Source organism: Streptomyces capparidis, from assembly GCF_054782095.1.
Genome location: NZ_BAAGTD010000041.1, coordinates 1 through 15,262, shown reverse-complemented (window position 1 = coordinate 15,262; position 15,262 = coordinate 1). Strand labels below are relative to the sequence as shown.

The window sequence follows — 15,262 nt, the reverse complement described above, 5'->3', positions numbered from 1 at the left end:
CGGACGTCAGGGCCTTGCCGGGAATTCACCGTAAGTGATCTTTTGGAGTGACCCGTGGCTGCCAACTGCGACATCTGCGGCAAGGGGCCGGGCTTCGGCAACAGCATCTCGCACTCGCACCGCCGTACCCGCCGTCGCTGGAACCCGAACATCCAGCGGGTGCGTGCCGTGGTGGGCCGGACGCCGAAGCGGCTCAATGTCTGCACCTCGTGCATCAAGGCCGGTAAGGTCACGCGCTAGACACGCGTGGCGCCCGTGCCCGCGCGCGGGCACGGCCGGTCCCGCCGAACCTCGGAGCCGGTCCTCCCCTCGGGGGCGGACCGGCTCGTTGGCGTGTCCGCGCGCCTCGTCGGGCGCGTGCCGCGGCCGGGGCGGGCGCCGGCGCCGTGCCGGGCCCGCCCCGCCGCGGGGTCACTCCCCCGGTCGTGCCGTGTCCTCGCGCCGGCGCCACCCGTGGTCGACGGGGCCGATGCCGCCGCCGAGGGGGAAGCCGTGCTCGATCGCGCCGGTGACGAACTCCTTGGCCGCGGCGACGGCCCGCGGCGGCTCCTCGCCGAGCGCGAGGTACGAGGCGAGGGCGCTGGCCAGGGTGCAGCCGGTGCCGTGGGTATGCGCGTTGTCGCGCCGCGCGGAGCGGAACCAGTACTCCTCGCGCCCGTCGAACAGCAGGTCGGCGGCCTCTCCCTCCAGGTGCCCGCCCTTGATCAGCGCCCAGGCCGGGCCGTGTTCGAGCACCGCCTCGGCGGCCTGGCGCATCTGGGACTCGCGGGTGACCCGCACCCCGGTGAGCTGCTCGACCTCGTACAGGTTGGGGGTGACGACGGTGGCGACGGGCAGCAGCCGGGACCTGACGGTGGCCACGGCCTCCTCGGCGAGCAGGGAGTCGCCGTGCTTGGACACCCCGACGGGGTCCACCACGACGGGCACCCCGACGTCGCCGAGCAGTTCGGCCACCGTCTCCACCAGCTCCACCGAGGCCAGCATCCCGGTCTTGACCGCCTGCACCCCGATGTCGTCCACGACGCTGCGGAACTGGCGGCGCACCGCCTCGGCGGGCAGCTCCCAGTAGCCCTGCACGCCCAGCGAGTTCTGGGCGGTGACCGCGGTGATCACGCTCATGCCGTGGACGCCGAGGGCCAGCATGGTCTTCAGGTCGGCCTGGATGCCCGCACCGCCGCCGGAGTCGGAGCCGGCGACGGTGAGGACACGCGGTGGTGTGTTCATGTCCGGAAATCTAGCCCGGAGCCGGGCCGGGGTCCGCGCGGGACGGCTCACTGGCCGCCGAAGTGGTCCCAGCCCCCGGCGGCCTCCCACGGCGCACCGTCCACGGTGACCTGGGGGCGGCCGGCGGGGCCGCGCACCTCGCCGATGACCCGCCAGCGCGCGGGCAGCTTCGTCTCGGAGGGGAACGTGGCCACCAGCGCGTGGTCCTCGCCGCCGGAGAGCACCCATTGCAGCGGGTCCACGCCGACGGCCTGGCCGATGTCGGCCATCTGCGCGGGGATGTCGAAGTCCGCCGACTTCAGGTCGATGCGCACGTCGCTGGCCTCGGCGATGTGCCGCAGGTCGGCCACCAGGCCGTCGCTGACGTCGGTCATCGCGGTGGCGCCGAGCCCGGCGGCGGCCGGGCCCGCGTGGTAGGGCGGCTCGGGCCTGCGGTGCGCCTCGACGAAGGCCCGCGGGGAGCGGAAGCCGCGGGAGAGCACGGCGTGCCCGGCGGCCGACCAGCCGAGCCAGCCGGTGACGGCCACCACGTCCCCCGGCCTGGCCCCGGCGCGGGTGACGGGCCGCCCGCCGCGCAGGTCGCCGAGCGCGGTGATGGCGACGGTGATGGTCTCGCCGCGCACCACGTCGCCCCCGGCCACGGCCGCGCCCGCGACCGTGCACTCGTCGCGGATGCCGTCCACCAGCTCCAGCGCCCAGGTCGCGGACAGGTCGGACGGCACCACCAGGCCCAGCAGCAGCGCGGTCGGCACCGCGCCCATGGCGGCGATGTCGGCCAGGTTCTGCGCCGCCGCCTTGCGGCCGACGTCGTAGGCGGTGGACCAGTCCCTGCGGAAGTGCCTGCCCTCCACCAGGACGTCCGTGGTGGCGACCACGCGCCGGTCGGGGGCCGCGACCACGGCGGCGTCGTCCCCGGGGCCGAGTTCGACCGCGGGCGTGAGCGGCAGCCGGGAGGTCAGCTCCCGGATCAGCCCGAACTCGCCCAGCTCCCCGACGGTGCCCTTCATGTCCATGCCTCTCCCGAGTTTCCTGTGCGGGCGGCACGCCGGGCGCCGTCCGCGGCGCGAGGTCTCCCCGCCCCAATCCGTGACGCGGTACGGTTGCGTCCCCACCCGCATGATCCCCGTATCCGCCCGCCTGGAGGTCGTCCGTGGTACAGGCATACATCCTGATCCAGACGGAGGTCGGCAAGGCGTCGGCAGTGGCCGACACCATCGCCAAGATCAATGGCGTGCTCACGGCGGAGGACGTGACCGGGCCCTACGACGTGATCGTGCGCGCCCAGGCCGAGACGGTGGACGAGCTGGGGCGGATGGTCGTCGCCAGGGTGCAGCAGGTGGAGGGGATCACCCGCACCCTGACGTGCCCGGTGGTCCACCTGTGAACCGCTGCCCGCGCCGGGCGGTGTGCTCGTGTCGATCTCCGTGGTCCTCGCGCTGACGCCCGGCCGGTGCTGACGGCCGCGCGCACCGGATCCCCCGGCCCGGCGGGATCCGCGCGCGCGGCCGCTCGTATGCTCGGCTGGTGAGACACCGACTCCCCCGCTTCCGGTTCCGCCGTCCCGCGGTCCGCCTGGTGCCGCTGGTGCTGCTGGTGCTGCCCGCCGCCGCCTGCACCGGCTCGGACGCGGGCCCGGTCCGCCTCGGCCCGCCCTCGCCCCCGCCCGAGGGCGCCGACGCGCGGATGTGCCGGGCCCTGCACGAGGCCCTGCCCGACAGGCTGGACGGGCGCGGCGCCCGGGACACCGACCCCGACTCCCCGTTCACCGCGGCCTGGGGCGACCCGGCCGTGCTGCTGGGCTGCGGCACGGCCACGCCGGCCAAGCTCGTCCGGGGCTCGGCGGAGTACGACCCGACGGCGCCGTCCGTCACGGCCGACGGCGTGGAGTGGCTGCCCGAGCAGGAGGCGGACGGCATCCGGTTCACCACCGTGGGGCGGAAGGTGAACGTGCAGGTGTGGGTGCCGGTCGCCCGGGACGCCGGCCCCTCGGACGCGGCCGTGGCCCCGCTGGTCGACCTCGCCGACGCGGTGGAGCGCGCCGTGCCCCGCCGGCTGTGAGGACGGGCCGGCCGCGGCCTCAGCGCAACCCGGTGGACCGCCGCAGCGCCGCGCTGATCAGCCGGTCGATCAGCTCCGGGTAGGGCACGCCGCTGGCCTGCCACATCCGCGGGTACATGGAGATCGGGGTGAACCCGGGCATGGTGTTGATCTCGTTGATGACGAACTCGCCGGACTCCAGCAGGAAGAAGTCGGCGCGCACCAGGCCCTCGCAGGAGGCGGCCTCGAACGCGGCCACGGCCAGCTCCCGCACCCGCGCGGTCTGCTCCTCGGTGAGCGGCGCGGGCACCAGGCCCTGGGCGGAGTCGATGTACTTCGCCTCGAAGTCGTAGAAGTCGTGGGCTTCGGCCGGGGGGATCTCCGCGGGCACGCTGGCGCGGGGGCCGTCCTCGAACTCCAGCACCCCGCACTCGATCTCGCGCCCGCGCACCGCCGCCTCCACGATCACCTTCGGGTCGTGGCGGCGGGCCTCCTCCAGGGCCGCGTCGAGCCCGTCGAGGCCCTCCACCTTGCTGATGCCGATGCTGGACCCGGCGCGGGCGGGCTTGACGAAGACCGGCCAGCCGTGGTCCGCGGCGAAGCCGACGACCCTGGCGCGGGCCGCCGCCGGTTCGCGCTCCCACTCCCGGGGACGGACCACCGTGTACGGGCCGACCGGCAGCCCGTAGGACACGAAGATCCGCTTCATGTACTCCTTGTCCATGCCGACCGCGCTGGACAGCACGCCGGAGCCCACATAGGGCACGCCGGACAGCTCCAGCAGCCCCTGGAGGGTGCCGTCCTCGCCGTAGGGGCCGTGCAGCACGGGGAAGACCACGTCCACCTCGCCGAGCGCCTTGGGCATCGCGCCGGGCTCGGAGTACACCACCTCGCGGCTGGCCGGGTCGACGGGCAGCGCGACCGCGCCCTCGCCGTCGGCGACGTCCTCGACGCTGGGCACGCGCCCCGCGGTGATCGCCATGCGCTCGGGCGCGTCGGCCGTCAGCGCCCAGCGGCCGTCCGCGGTGATGCCGATCGGCAGCACGTCGTACTTCGACCGGTCGATCGCCTTCAGGACGCTCGCCGCGGTGGCGACGGACACGCCGTGCTCGGAACTGCGCCCGCCGAACACGATGGCGACGCGGGGCTTGCGGTGCCCGCCGGGGCTCTGGGGAGTGGGCTGGTTGCTCATGTCGCGACGAGACTACCGCCTGCCCCCGGCAGCGTCAGCGCCGCTCCGCCTTGGCGGAACGGGACATCAACTCTTTCAGACCTGTCAGCGGCGGCTTGCCGTGGTGCACGATGTCCACCACGGTCTCGGTGATCGGCATCTCCACGCCGTGGCGGCACGCCAGGTCGAGCACCGACTGGCAGGACTTGACGCCCTCCGCGGTCTGCCGCGTCGCCGCGACGGCCTGGGGCAGCGTCATGCCGCGGCCCAGGTTGGTGCCGAAGGTGTGATTGCGCGACAGCGGCGAGGAGCACGTCGCCACCAGGTCGCCCATGCCGGCCAGGCCGGAGAACGTCAGCGGGTCGGCGCCCATGGCCACGCCCAGGCGGGTGGTCTCGGCGAGCCCGCGGGTGATCAGCGACGCCTTGGCGTTGTCGCCGAGGTCCATCCCGTCGGCGATGCCCACGGCCAGCGCGATGACGTTCTTCACCGCGCCGCCGAGCTCGCACCCCACCACGTCGGTGTTGGTGTACGGGCGGAAGTACCAGGTGTGGCAGGACTCCTGGAGCCGCCGCGCCACCTCCTCCGCTCGGCAGGCGACGACGCTGGCGGCGGGCCGCTTGCCGGCGATCTCCTTGGCGAGGTTGGGGCCGCTGAGGACGGCCACCCGCTCCGGTCCTGCCCCGGTGACCTCGGCGACGACCTCGCTCATGCGCTTGGCGGTGCCCAGTTCGATGCCCTTCATCAGGGAGACCAGCACCGTCTCCGGGGGCAGGAGGGGCGCCCACGCGGCGAGGTTGCCGCGCAGGGTCTGCGAGGGCACGGCCAGCACCGTGAACGCGGCGCCCTCGGCGGCGGCGGCCGGGTCGGTGGTGGCGCGCACCCGCTCGGGCAGCTCGACGCCGGGCAGGTAGTCGGGGTTGACGCGGGTGGCGTTGACGGCGTCCACGAGTTCGGCGCGACGGCCCCAAAGGGTCACCTCGCAGCCCGCGTCGGCGAGGACGGCGGCGAAGGCCGTCCCCCAGGATCCGGTGCCGTACACCGCCACACGCGTCACTGCTTCTCCTCGTTGCTCACTTGCCGCTCCTCGGGCGCCCGCCCGCACCGGGAGCCGCGGCCCACCGGCGCGGGAATCCACGCCCGCAGCCCGTGTGCCCGCGACCGGGACACCCCGAACCCCCGGCGCGGCCAGGGGCGGTGCGCCCTCGGACGGGCCCAGCGGCGGCCCGGGCGCGCCGTCTCGGGGTGCGGGGCCTCGGGGTGCGGAGCCTCGGGGCGCGCCGTCTCGGGGTGCGCCGTCTCGGGGTGCGGGGCCTCGGTGCCCGTCGCCGCGGGGCGGGCGCCGGGCGGGGTGCGCCGGGCGCGGCGCGGTCCGTGGCGCGGGGCGGGCACCGGCTCCTCGCGCACCTCGGCGAGGAGCCGGGTCAGCGCGTCCATGATCGTGTCGGTGGCGGCGCGGAGCACTTCGGCGGTGGGCTCCCTGTCGTAGTACGGCGACAGGTCCACCGGCTCCCCCGCCCGCACCCTCAGGGTGGTGCGCGGGAACAGGCGGACCCTGGGGCACCTGGCGTACGGCGGCAGGAACTCGTGCGCGCCCCACTGGGCGACGGGGATCACGGGGGCCCGCGTGCTCAGCGCCATCCGCGCGGCACCGGTCTTGCCCGCCATGGGCCACAGACCCGGGTCGCGGGTCAGGGTGCCCTCAGGATAGACGGCCACGCACTCCCCCGCCCGGACGGCGGTGACGGCGTCGCGCAGGGCGTCCCCCGCCTCGACGGAGCCGCGGTGGACGGGGATCTGGCCGCTGCCGCGCAGAATCGTTCCGACAACGGGCACGCGGAAAAGCGGCTCCTTGGCGAGGAAACGCGGGACCCGACCGGTGTTGTACTGAAAGTGACCGAAGGAGAGCGGATCGAGATACGAGTTGTGATTCACCACGACGATGAATCCGCCCTCGGCGGGAATGTGCTCGGTGCCCCGCCAGTCCCGCCGGAACAGGAGCACCAGCGGCGGTTTGGCGATCGCCGCCGCCAGGCGGTACCAGAAGCCGATTCTGCGGCGGGGCACGGTCACGTCCTCCTTGTCTGTCCGCGGGTTCGGCGCCCCACCCTGGTGCGGAGGCGACGACGGGGCGGCCGGGCACGTGTGGTGCCGGCTCCGCGGGGCCGAGAGGAGCCACGGTAACCCGAAGGGACGAAACGCCCCGCACCGGGACACCCCCCGCGGCGATGCGGGAAATCGTGGACGCCCCAGGCACGGCGCGCAAGGCCCGGACCCGGGCCGAACCGCGGGTGACCGGCCGGTGACCGCCTCCGCGGCCCACCGCCGGGCGGGCGCGGGGGCCGGCGGGGGCGCGGGGACAATGGTGGGGATGTCCAGGGATCCAGCCCACGCGGGAGCGGCCGGGTGGGCGCTCATACTGCCCCTCAAGCCCCTGTGGCGGGCCAAGAGCAGGCTGCTGCCGGTCGCGGGCGCGATGCGGCCGGGGCTCGCCCTGGCGTTCGCGCAGGACACCGTGGCCGCGGCGCTCGACTGCCCGGCGGTGCGGTGCGTGACGGTGGTCACGGACGACCCCGAGGCGGCGGGGGCGCTGGCCGCGCTCGGCGCCCGCGTCGTGCCCGACCTGCCCGGCGCGGGGCTCAACGCCGCGCTCGCGCACGGCGCCGCCCGGGTGCGGGCCGCGCACCCCGAGGCCGCGGTGGCGGCGCTGTCGGCGGACCTGCCCGCGCTGCGCCCGGGGGAGTTGGCCCGGGTGCTGGCCGCGGCCCGCGGCGGCGGGCGGGCGTTCCTCGCGGACGCGGCCGGGATCGGCACGACGCTGCTCGCGGCGGAGCCGGGGCACGAGCTGCGCCCGGCGTTCGGCGGGCCGTCCCGGCAGCGGCACCTGGCGTCGGGGGCGCGGGAGATCCTGCTGGCCGGCGTGGACTCGGTGCGCCGGGACGTGGACACCGGCGAGGACCTGCGCGCGGCCCTGGCGCTGGGGACGGGTCCGCGCACCCGCGCCGCGGCGGCCGCGCTGACCGCCGGCGGGGCGAGCCCGTAGGCTGGCGGGCATGCAGGCCACGGCTTACACGTTCGCCCCCGAGACCCGCTCCGGCAGCGTGCTGCTCGACGACGGCACCCCGCTGCCGTTCGACGCGGCGGCGTTCGACGCCGGGGGCCTGCGGCTGCTGCGGCCCGGGCAGCGGGTGCGGATCCGGGTGGAGGGCGAGGGGGACGCCCGGCGCGTGGTGTTCCTCACCCTCCAGACCTTCCCCGACCCGGCCGAGGGCTGAGGGCGGAGGACCGGGCGGCGCCACGCGCCGCGGGCCGGACACCCGTGCGGGAGGTCCGGCCCGAAGACGGCGGTCGTGGTGGGGGTCAGCCCGCGGCGCCGCGGGAGGCGGTCCTGCGCGAGGTGCTCCTGCCCGGGGCCTTCTTGGCCGCGGTCCGCTTCGCGGGGGCGCCGGCCGTCGCTTTCTTGGTGGGCGCCTTCTTGGCGGTGGTCTTCTTGGCGCCGCCCGCGGACTTCTTGGCCGCGCCCTTCTTCGCCGTGGTGGCCTTCTTGGCGCCGGTGGTCTTGGCCGCGGTGGCCTTGGCCGGGGCGGCCTTCGCTGCGGTGGCCTTGGCCGGGGCCCGCTTCGCGGTGGCCTTCTTCGCCGCGGCCTTGGCGGTGGTCCTGGTGGTGGAAGCGCCGCCGCTGAGGCTGCCCTTGGGGGCCTTCTTCACCGAGGGGCCGGTCTTCGGCAGCTTCTTGGTACCGCTGACCAGGTCCTTGAAGCCCTGCCCGGCGCGGAAGCGCGGCACGGACGTCTTCCGCACCCGCACCCGCTCGCCGGTCTGCGGGTTGCGCGCGTAGCGGGCCGGGCGGTCGACCTTCTCGAACGAGCCGAACCCGGTGACGGAGACCCGTTCGCCCGCGACCACCGCGCGCACGATGGTGTCGAGGACGGCATCGACCGCGTCCGCGGCGGCCTTTCGGCCGCCCACCTTAACGGCCACCGCTTCAACAAGCTGCGCCTTGTTCACGTCTTCCCCTTCAGAAACCTGGCCAGAACAATGTTGTTCAAGCTTTTCGCACGTTAGGCAGATATAAACGCGCAAATCAATTACTTATGGGGCGAATCACCCTACTGCCGCAACGGATTCGGCTGTCAGGGACTTCGCGGGTCTCGGGGGGCGCCGCCGTCGAGATCGGCCATCAGCCGTTCCAGACGCCGCGCGGCGTCGGCGAGATCGTGTTTCGCGGCCGCCGTGATGACGAGCAGCTTTCTGGCGAGGGCCACGGAGACCTCGGCCGGGACGTCCAACGCCCGCACGCGCGCGTGCGCCTGCTTCAGCCGGGCGGCGACCGTCGCGTAGAGCTCCAGATCGTCCTCGCCAGGGTTCATGCGTTGATTGTGACAGATCGGGCGAGTTGTCCAATGCTCCGCTCCGGCGCGGCGGCCGCGACCGTGCCCTCGGCCACGACGGCGGGGCACCCCTGGGGCGTCAGGGACTTAAGAAGCGGGAGAGCCGGACGGGCACCGCGGCGGCCCGGCCGCGGCGCGGCGGCCCGGGGCGGCGGGCACGCACGAAGCGCCCCGCCGTGGGGCGGGGCGCTTCGCGGTGGTTCATGTCGTTCGCCTCGTCGTGCTCGTCTCCGGGGCTAGGACACCAGCGTCCTGGGCTTGAACGACGGGCGGCGCGCCTCGTACGCCGTGATCGCCTCCTCCTCGCGGAGGGTGAGGCTGATGTCGTCGAGCCCTTCCAGCAGCCGGGTCCTGGCGTTCTCGTCCAGCTCGAAGCCCGCGGTGACCTCGTCCCCGCCGGCGGAGACCGCGCGCACCCGGCGCTCCACCAGGTCCACGGTCACCTCCGCCCGGGGGTCGGCCTCCACCAGGCTCCACAGGCGCTCCACCGTATCCTGCGGAAGGATCACTGTCAGCAGGCCGTTCTTCAGCGAGTTGCCGCGGAAGATGTCGGCGTACCGCGAGGAGATCACGGCCTTGAAGCCGTAGTTCTGCAACGCCCACACCGCGTGCTCGCGGGAGGAGCCGGTGCCGAAGTCGGGCCCGGCGACCAGCACGGTGGCCCCGGCGTACTCGGGGCGGTTGAGCACGAACTCCGGGTCCTTGCGCCACGCCTCGAACAGCCCGTCCTCGAAGCCGGAGCGGGTGACCTTCTTCAGCCAGTGGGCGGGGATGATCTGGTCGGTGTCGACGTTGCTGCGGCGCAGGGGCACGGCCCGGCCGGTGTGCGTGGTGAATGCTTCCATGGCGGTTCAGGCCTCCACAGGGGTGCGGGCGTCGAGGTCGGCGGGCGAGGCCAGGTGGCCGAGGACGGCCGTGGCGGCGGCGACCTGCGGCGACACCAGGTGGGTGCGCCCGCCCTTGCCCTGGCGCCCCTCGAAGTTGCGGTTGGAGGTGGACGCGGAGCGCTCGCCCGGCGCGAGCTGGTCGGGGTTCATGCCCAGGCACATCGAGCAGCCGGCGTGCCGCCACTCGGCGCCCGCCGCGGTGAAGACCTTGTCCAGGCCCTCCTCCACGGCCTGGAGCGCCACGCGCACCGAGCCGGGCACGACCAGCATGCGCACGCCGTCGGCCACCGCGCGGCCGCGCAGCACCTCGGCGGCGGCCCGCAGGTCCTCGATGCGGCCGTTGGTGCACGAGCCGACGAAGACGGTGTCCACCCGGATCTCGCCCAGCGGCTGACCGGGTGTCAGGTCCATGTACTCCAGCGCCTTCTGCGCCGCCAGCCGCTCGCTGGGGTCGGCGAAGGAGGCCGGGTCCGGCACGGCGGAGCCCAGCGGCGCGCCCTGTCCGGGGTTGGTGCCCCAGGTGACGAACGGCGACAGCTCGGCCGCGTCGATGTACACCTCGTGGTCGAAGACCGCGTCGTCGTCGGTGCGCAGGGTGCGCCAGTAGGCGACCGCGGCGTCCCAGTCCGCGCCGGCGGGGGCGTGCGGGCGGTCCTTGAGGTAGGCGAACGTGGTCTCGTCCGGGGCGATCATCCCGGCTCGGGCGCCCGCCTCGATGGACATGTTGCACACGGTCATCCGGGCCTCCATCGAGAGTTTCTCCACGGCCGAGCCGCGGTACTCGATGACATAGCCCTGGCCGCCGCCGGTGCCGATGCGGGCGATGATCGCCAGGATGAGGTCCTTGGCGGTGACGCCGTCGGGCAGCTCGCCGTCCACGGTGATCGCCATGGTCCTGAACGGCGCCATCGGCAGGGTCTGGGTGGCCAGCACGTGCTCGACCTGGCTGGTGCCGATGCCGAAGGCCAGGGCGCCGAACGCGCCGTGCGTGGAGGTGTGGCTGTCGCCGCAGACCACGGTCATGCCCGGCTGGGTCAGCCCGAGCTGCGGGCCCACCACGTGGACCACGCCCTGCTCGACGTCGCCCAGCGGGTGCAGGCGGACCCCGAACTCCGCGCAGTTGCGGCGCAGCGTCTCCAGTTGGATCCGCGAGACGGGGTCGGCGATCGGCTTGTCGATGTCGAGGGTGGGGGTGTTGTGGTCCTCGGTGGCGATGGTCAGGTCGGTGCGGCGCACCGTCCGCCCGCTCAGCCGCAGCCCGTCGAACGCCTGGGGGCTGGTGACCTCGTGGAGGAGGTGGAGGTCGATGTACAGGAGGTCGGGCTCGCCCTCGGCGCGCCGTACGACGTGGTCTTCCCAGACCTTCTCCGCGAGTGTCCTACCCATCGCTTTCCCTCCGGCCGGCGTCGCTGCCGGCCCTGCTCGTGTGTGTGCCCCGGGGCGAGGTCGCCGCCGCGCGGCGGCGGGTTCTCCGGGTGTTCCCCTGGCCGTCTCCCCAGATTGACGGGTCCGCCGGAAAATTGAACTTGCGTTTCACGATGTGAGACTTCAGTATCGTCTCATGGACAACTCTAGCGGCGTCGGAGTTCTCGACAAGGCTGCCCTCGTGCTGGCGGCCCTCGAATCCGGCCCGGCCACCCTGGCCGGGCTGGTCGCCGCGACCGGTCTCGCCCGTCCGACGGCGCACCGGCTCGCGGTCGCCCTCGAGCACCACCGGCTGGTGGCGCGGGACATGCAGGGGCGGTTCATCCTCGGGCCCAGGCTCGCCGAGCTGGCCGCGGCGGCGGGCGAGGACCGCCTGCTCGCGGCGGCCGGCCCGGTGCTGACCCATCTGCGGGACGTCACCGGCGAGAGCGCCCAGCTCTACCGGCGGCAGGGCGACATGCGCATCTGCGTGGCCGCGGCCGAGCGGCTCTCCGGCCTGCGGGACACGGTGCCCGTGGGCAGCACCCTGCCGATGAAGGCCGGCTCCGCGGCGCAGGTGCTGCTGGCCTGGGAGGAGCCGGAGCGGCTGCACCGGGGGCTTCAGGGCGCCCGCTTCACGGCGACGGCCCTGTCCGGGGTGCGGCGGCGCGGGTGGGCCCAGTCGATCGGGGAGCGGGAGCCGGGGGTGGCGTCGGTGTCGGCGCCGGTGCGGGGGCCGTCGAACCGGGTGGTGGCGGCCGTGTCCGTCTCCGGCCCGATCGAGCGGCTGACCCGCCACCCGGGGCGGATGCACGCCCAGGCCGTGATGGACGCCGCCATGCGGCTGACGGAGGCGCTGCGCCGCTCCTGAGGCGGAGGCCTCGCCGGGCCGGAGCGTCATCCGTGCGCGCCGGGGAGGGGGCGGTGACGGTCCGCCGGGCCGCCCCTCCCCCGCACGGCGGACCGCCCCGGCCGGGACGGTTTCCGGGCATACGTGAAGGAGCCCGAACGCCCCTGCCCTGAGCAGGGATGTTCGGGCTCCTCCAGTGGTGGTACCCCCGACCGGATTCGAACCGGCGCTACTGCCTTGAGAGGGCAGCGTGCTAGGCCGCTACACAACGGGGGCCCTGGGCGATCCCGCGCTCATCGCCTCCGGGATGAAGACTTCCGGATGGTGACAGGGTGAGGATCTGTACCCCCGACCGGATTCGAACCGGCGCTACTGCCTTGAGAGGGCAGCGTGCTAGGCCGCTACACAACGGGGGCTTCACCACAGAGAACCTTCACCGATCGGCCCAGCCGTCTCCCTGCGGAGCCGACTACGGCGATGACCAGCGAGAACTCTCGCTGGGGTACCAGGACTCGAACCTAGACTAACGGAGCCAGAATCCGTCGGGCTGCCAATTACCCCATACCCCATCGCTCCGCCCCGTCAGGTCTGACCCTGTGGGACTTCGCTTGGCTAGCGCCTCCCGCTCCGGCCTCTCGGCCCTCCCGGGCGGCGCAGAAAGAACATTACCCGATCCGGTGCGGGGCACCAAAATCGAATAGCGCCGCGGCTCCGGCGCCCCGTCTGCGCAGGTCGCGGGACCGCGCGGGGACGGGGCGCCGCGCCGGCTCAGCGCTCCAGCGCCAGGCGCAGCCGCCGCAGGGTCTCCTCGCGGCCCAGCAGCTCCATGGACTCGAACAGCGGCGGGGACACCCGGCGGCCGGTGACGGCCACGCGCAGCGGCGTGAACGCGACCTTCGGCTTGAGCCCGAGGCCGTCCACCAGCGCCTCGCGCAGCGCCGTCTGGATGGGCTCGGCCGCGAAGTCCTCCAGCGCCTCCAGCGCCTTCAGGCCCGCCTCCAGCACCGGCCGGGCGCCCTCGCCGAGCACCTTGGCCGCGTCGGCCTCGTCCGGCGCGAACCGCTCCGGGGAGACGAACAGGAAGCCGAGCATCCCGACGACCTCGCCGAGCACGACCATGCGCTCCTGCACCAGCGGCGCGGCCCGGCGCAGCAGCTCCAGCCGCTCCTCGTCCGGCTCCGCCGGGAGCAGGTCGGCCGCCCGCAGGTGCGGCACCAGCCGCTCGGCGAACTCCTCCGCGGGCAGTTCCCGCAGGTGGTGGGCGTTGATGGCCTCGCACTTCTTCAGGTCGAAGCGCGCCGGGTTGGCGTTGACGTCGGCGATGTCGAACGCGGCCACCATCTCGTCCATGGTGAACAGGTCCCGGTCCTCGGCCAGGGACCAGCCGAGCAGCGACAGGTAGTTCAGCAGGCCCTCGGGCAGGAAACCCCGCTCGCGGTAGGTGTTCAGCGAGGACTGCGGGTCCCGCTTGGACAGCTTCTTGTTGCCCTCGCCCATCACATACGGCAGGTGCCCGAACAGCGGGGGCTCGCCGCCGGAGACGCCGATCTCGCCGAGCGCCCGGTGCAGGGCGATCTGCCGCGGGGTGGAGGAGAGCAGGTCCTCGCCGCGCAGCACGTGCGTGATCCGCATCAGCGCGTCGTCCACCGGGTTGACCAGCGTGTACAGCGGCCTGCCGTTGGCGCGCAGCAGCGCGTAGTCGGGCACGTGCTCGGCGTCGAAGCTCAGCTCGCCGCGGACCAGGTCGGTGAAGGTGATCGAGGTGTCCGGCATGCGGAAACGCAGCACCCGCTCGCGGCCCTCGGCCTCGTACCCGGCGACCCGCTCGGGGGCGAGGTCGCGGCAGTGCCCGTCGTACCCGGAGGGGCGGCCGGCCCTGCGGGCCTCCTCGCGGCGGGCGTCGAGCTCCTCGGTGGTGCAGTAGCAGTAGTAGGCGTGCCCGGCCTCGTGCAGCCTGCGGGCGACGTCCGCGTACAGGTCCATGCGCTGCGACTGCCGGTAGGGGCCGTACGGCCCGACGGGCCCGGCCCCGGCGGAGGCCTCGAACGGCGCGGGGCCCTCGTCCCAGTCCAGGCCGAGCCAGCGCATCGCGCCCAGCAACTGCTCGTAGGACTCCTCGGAGTCGCGGGCCGCGTCGGTGTCCTCGATGCGGAAGACCAGGGTGCCGCCGTGGTGGCGGGCGAACGCCCAGTTGAACAGCGCCGTGCGGACCAGACCCACGTGCGGGTTGCCAGTCGGCGACGGGCAGAAGCGGACACGGACGTCAGAGCTGCTAGCCACGCGAGATCACCCTGTTGGTGAGAGTGCCGATGCCTTCGATGGAGACGGCGACCTCGTCGCCGACGGTGACGGGTCCGACCCCCGCCGGGGTGCCGGTGAGGACGACGTCGCCGGGCAGCAGCGTCATGGCCTCGGTGATGTGCACGATCAGCTCGGTGACGGAGCGGACCATGTCGGCGGTGCGCCCGGCCTGGCGCAGCTCGCCGTTGACGGTGCAGGTGATCGCCAGGTCGGCGGGGTCGAGGTCGGTCTCGACCCACGGGCCGAGCGGGCAGGAGCCGTCGAAGCCCTTGGCCCTGCCCCACTGCACCTCGGCGCGCTGGGCGTCCCGGGCGGTGATGTCGTTGGCGCAGGTGTAGCCGAGGATCACGTCCGGCACCCGCTCCGGCGGCACCTCCCGGCACATCCGCCCGATGACCACGGCGAGCTCGGCCTCGTGGTGCACCTCGGAGGAGAACGGCGGGTAGGCGACCGGGTCGCCGGGGCCGATCACGGAGGTGGACGGCTTGAGGAAGACGACGGGCAGCTCGGGGACCTCGTGGCCCAGCTCGTCCGCGTGCGCGGCGTAGTTGCGCCCGACGGCGACGACCTTGCTGGGGAGCACGGGCGGCAGGAGGCGGACCTTGTCCAGGGGCACCTTCTGCCCCGAGGTCTCGAACTCGCCGAAGGGGTGGCCCTTGATGATGTCGAGGACGAGGGATTCCGTTGCCGCCGGAGACCCGGCGGCCTCCGGCGCCCCGGCGGCCGGGTCGCCCTCGACGACCCCGAAACCGACGTTCCCGTCGATGGAGAACCTGGCGATGCGCACGACTGGCTGCTGCCCCTTAACGTTCGGTGCCCGTCGCAGGACGGCCCCTCGCCCGGCTTCGGGCGCGGGGAGCCTTCCGCCCGTCCTGGCGGTCTTCTGTTCTGAACAGCCAGGTTAACGCGCGGGGGGCGTCGGGGCCGCGCGCGGCGAGACGGCGGGGGCGGACGGACGCGGGGCGCGGCGCCCGCGGGGGCGGCGCGCCGCCCGCGG

At 74.2% G+C, this 15,262-nt stretch carries 16 protein-coding genes, 3 tRNA genes and 1 pseudogene; 6 read left to right on the top strand and 14 right to left on the bottom strand.

The genetic code is table 11. The annotated features are described in order from the left end of the window. Positions 1-54: 54 nt before the first annotated feature. The gene (rpmB, locus tag ACYVO2_RS27295) at positions 55-240 is read left to right on the top strand and encodes a 50S ribosomal protein L28 (RefSeq protein WP_461010667.1); all 186 of its coding nucleotides are present in this window, start codon (positions 55-57) and stop codon (positions 238-240) included. 171 nt (positions 241-411) lie between these two features. Here the strand turns inward: rpmB and thiD are convergent, their stop codons facing one another. Beyond that, a complete protein-coding gene (gene thiD, locus ACYVO2_RS27290) occupies positions 412-1,224 on the bottom strand; it encodes a bifunctional hydroxymethylpyrimidine kinase/phosphomethylpyrimidine kinase (RefSeq protein ID WP_461010666.1) in 813 nt (270 codons plus the stop codon). Between the two features lie 47 nt (positions 1,225-1,271). Then, complete coding sequence (locus ACYVO2_RS27285; protein WP_461010722.1) at positions 1,272-2,231, bottom strand: thiamine-phosphate kinase; 960 nt, start codon at positions 2,229-2,231, stop codon at positions 1,272-1,274. A 143-nt stretch (positions 2,232-2,374) separates the two neighbouring features. Between ACYVO2_RS27285 and ACYVO2_RS27280 the strand changes: the two genes are divergently transcribed. Then, positions 2,375-2,608: an Lrp/AsnC ligand binding domain-containing protein gene (locus ACYVO2_RS27280; protein WP_461010665.1), complete on the top strand. Its 234-nt coding sequence runs from the start codon at positions 2,375-2,377 to the stop codon at positions 2,606-2,608. 140 nt (positions 2,609-2,748) lie between these two features. Further along, positions 2,749-3,282: a DUF3515 domain-containing protein gene (locus ACYVO2_RS27275; protein WP_461010664.1), complete on the top strand. Its 534-nt coding sequence runs from the start codon at positions 2,749-2,751 to the stop codon at positions 3,280-3,282. A gap of 19 nt (positions 3,283-3,301) precedes the next feature. Here the strand turns inward: ACYVO2_RS27275 and ACYVO2_RS27270 are convergent, their stop codons facing one another. The 3 genes and pseudogenes from ACYVO2_RS27270 to ACYVO2_RS27260 form a co-directional block, all read right to left on the bottom strand. Next, entirely contained in the window at positions 3,302-4,453 is a 1,152-nt protein-coding gene (locus ACYVO2_RS27270; RefSeq protein WP_461010663.1) for a D-alanine--D-alanine ligase family protein, read from the bottom strand. Between the two features lie 34 nt (positions 4,454-4,487). After that, complete coding sequence (locus ACYVO2_RS27265) at positions 4,488-5,489, bottom strand: NAD(P)H-dependent glycerol-3-phosphate dehydrogenase (protein WP_461010662.1); 1,002 nt, start codon at positions 5,487-5,489, stop codon at positions 4,488-4,490. A 299-nt stretch (positions 5,490-5,788) separates the two neighbouring features. Then, positions 5,789-6,499, bottom strand: a pseudogene (locus ACYVO2_RS27260) (lysophospholipid acyltransferase family protein); the annotation flags it as partial. Between the two features lie 304 nt (positions 6,500-6,803). Between ACYVO2_RS27260 and cofC the strand changes: the two are divergent. Both cofC and ACYVO2_RS27250 read left to right on the top strand, forming a co-directional pair. Continuing rightward, positions 6,804-7,475: a 2-phospho-L-lactate guanylyltransferase gene (gene cofC / locus ACYVO2_RS27255; protein WP_461010661.1), complete on the top strand. Its 672-nt coding sequence runs from the start codon at positions 6,804-6,806 to the stop codon at positions 7,473-7,475. A gap of 10 nt (positions 7,476-7,485) precedes the next feature. Then, positions 7,486-7,707, top strand: a complete 222-nt coding sequence (locus tag ACYVO2_RS27250; protein ID WP_461010660.1) for a hypothetical protein — start codon at positions 7,486-7,488, stop codon at positions 7,705-7,707. 85 nt (positions 7,708-7,792) lie between these two features. Here ACYVO2_RS27250 and ACYVO2_RS27245 read toward each other — a convergent pair whose 3' ends face one another. From ACYVO2_RS27245 to leuC, 4 genes are all read right to left on the bottom strand, one after another. Then, complete coding sequence (locus ACYVO2_RS27245; RefSeq protein WP_461010659.1) at positions 7,793-8,440, bottom strand: HU family DNA-binding protein; 648 nt, start codon at positions 8,438-8,440, stop codon at positions 7,793-7,795. 125 nt (positions 8,441-8,565) lie between these two features. Continuing rightward, on the bottom strand, positions 8,566-8,802 hold the full coding sequence (locus ACYVO2_RS27240; protein WP_461010658.1) for an SCO5555 family protein: 237 nt from the start codon (positions 8,800-8,802) through the stop codon (positions 8,566-8,568). Positions 8,803-9,059: 257 nt separating this feature from the next. After that, positions 9,060-9,668 carry a 3-isopropylmalate dehydratase small subunit gene (leuD, locus tag ACYVO2_RS27235; protein WP_461010657.1) on the bottom strand — a complete coding sequence of 203 codons (609 nt, stop codon included), beginning with the start codon at positions 9,666-9,668 and terminating at the stop codon, positions 9,060-9,062. Between the two features lie 6 nt (positions 9,669-9,674). Then, the gene (gene leuC, locus ACYVO2_RS27230) at positions 9,675-11,096 is read right to left on the bottom strand and encodes a 3-isopropylmalate dehydratase large subunit (RefSeq protein ID WP_461010656.1); all 1,422 of its coding nucleotides are present in this window, start codon (positions 11,094-11,096) and stop codon (positions 9,675-9,677) included. A 175-nt stretch (positions 11,097-11,271) separates the two neighbouring features. Between leuC and ndgR the strand changes: the two genes are divergently transcribed. Continuing rightward, complete coding sequence (gene ndgR, locus ACYVO2_RS27225; protein ID WP_461010655.1) at positions 11,272-11,985, top strand: IclR family transcriptional regulator NdgR; 714 nt, start codon at positions 11,272-11,274, stop codon at positions 11,983-11,985. Between the two features lie 179 nt (positions 11,986-12,164). On the opposite strand, the gene ACYVO2_RS27220 is transcribed toward ndgR, so the two are convergent. From ACYVO2_RS27220 to ACYVO2_RS27200, 5 genes are all read right to left on the bottom strand, one after another. After that, positions 12,165-12,240, bottom strand: a tRNA-Glu gene (locus ACYVO2_RS27220). A 67-nt stretch (positions 12,241-12,307) separates the two neighbouring features. Next, positions 12,308-12,380: transfer RNA gene (locus tag ACYVO2_RS27215), tRNA-Glu, on the bottom strand. Positions 12,381-12,461: 81 nt separating this feature from the next. Then, positions 12,462-12,533: transfer RNA gene (locus tag ACYVO2_RS27210), tRNA-Gln, on the bottom strand. Between the two features lie 199 nt (positions 12,534-12,732). Then, a complete protein-coding gene (gene gltX / locus ACYVO2_RS27205) occupies positions 12,733-14,244 on the bottom strand; it encodes a glutamate--tRNA ligase (protein ID WP_461010654.1) in 1,512 nt (503 codons plus the stop codon). Beyond that, positions 14,237-15,052 (bottom strand): fumarylacetoacetate hydrolase family protein, encoded by an 816-nt coding sequence (locus ACYVO2_RS27200; protein WP_461010653.1) that lies wholly within the window; start codon positions 15,050-15,052, stop codon positions 14,237-14,239. Before ACYVO2_RS27200 ends, gltX begins: the two co-directional genes overlap by 8 nt. Between the last annotated feature and the right edge of the window lie 210 nt (positions 15,053-15,262).

What these genes read in the sequence shown, in the direction of transcription:
- thiD (WP_461010666.1), bottom strand. Translation starts at nt 1,224, where the DNA reads ATGAACACACCACCGCGTGTCCTCACCGTCGCCGGCTCCGACTCCGGC.
- ACYVO2_RS27285 (WP_461010722.1), bottom strand. Translation starts at nt 2,231, where the DNA reads ATGAAGGGCACCGTCGGGGAGCTGGGCGAGTTCGGGCTGATCCGGGAG.
- ACYVO2_RS27270 (WP_461010663.1), bottom strand. Translation starts at nt 4,453, where the DNA reads ATGAGCAACCAGCCCACTCCCCAGAGCCCCGGCGGGCACCGCAAGCCC.
- cofC (WP_461010661.1), top strand. Translation starts at nt 6,804, where the DNA reads ATGTCCAGGGATCCAGCCCACGCGGGAGCGGCCGGGTGGGCGCTCATA.
- ACYVO2_RS27250 (WP_461010660.1), top strand. Translation starts at nt 7,486, where the DNA reads ATGCAGGCCACGGCTTACACGTTCGCCCCCGAGACCCGCTCCGGCAGC.
- ACYVO2_RS27240 (WP_461010658.1), bottom strand. Translation starts at nt 8,802, where the DNA reads ATGAACCCTGGCGAGGACGATCTGGAGCTCTACGCGACGGTCGCCGCC.
- leuD (WP_461010657.1), bottom strand. Translation starts at nt 9,668, where the DNA reads ATGGAAGCATTCACCACGCACACCGGCCGGGCCGTGCCCCTGCGCCGC.
- leuC (WP_461010656.1), bottom strand. Translation starts at nt 11,096, where the DNA reads ATGGGTAGGACACTCGCGGAGAAGGTCTGGGAAGACCACGTCGTACGG.
- ndgR (WP_461010655.1), top strand. Translation starts at nt 11,272, where the DNA reads ATGGACAACTCTAGCGGCGTCGGAGTTCTCGACAAGGCTGCCCTCGTG.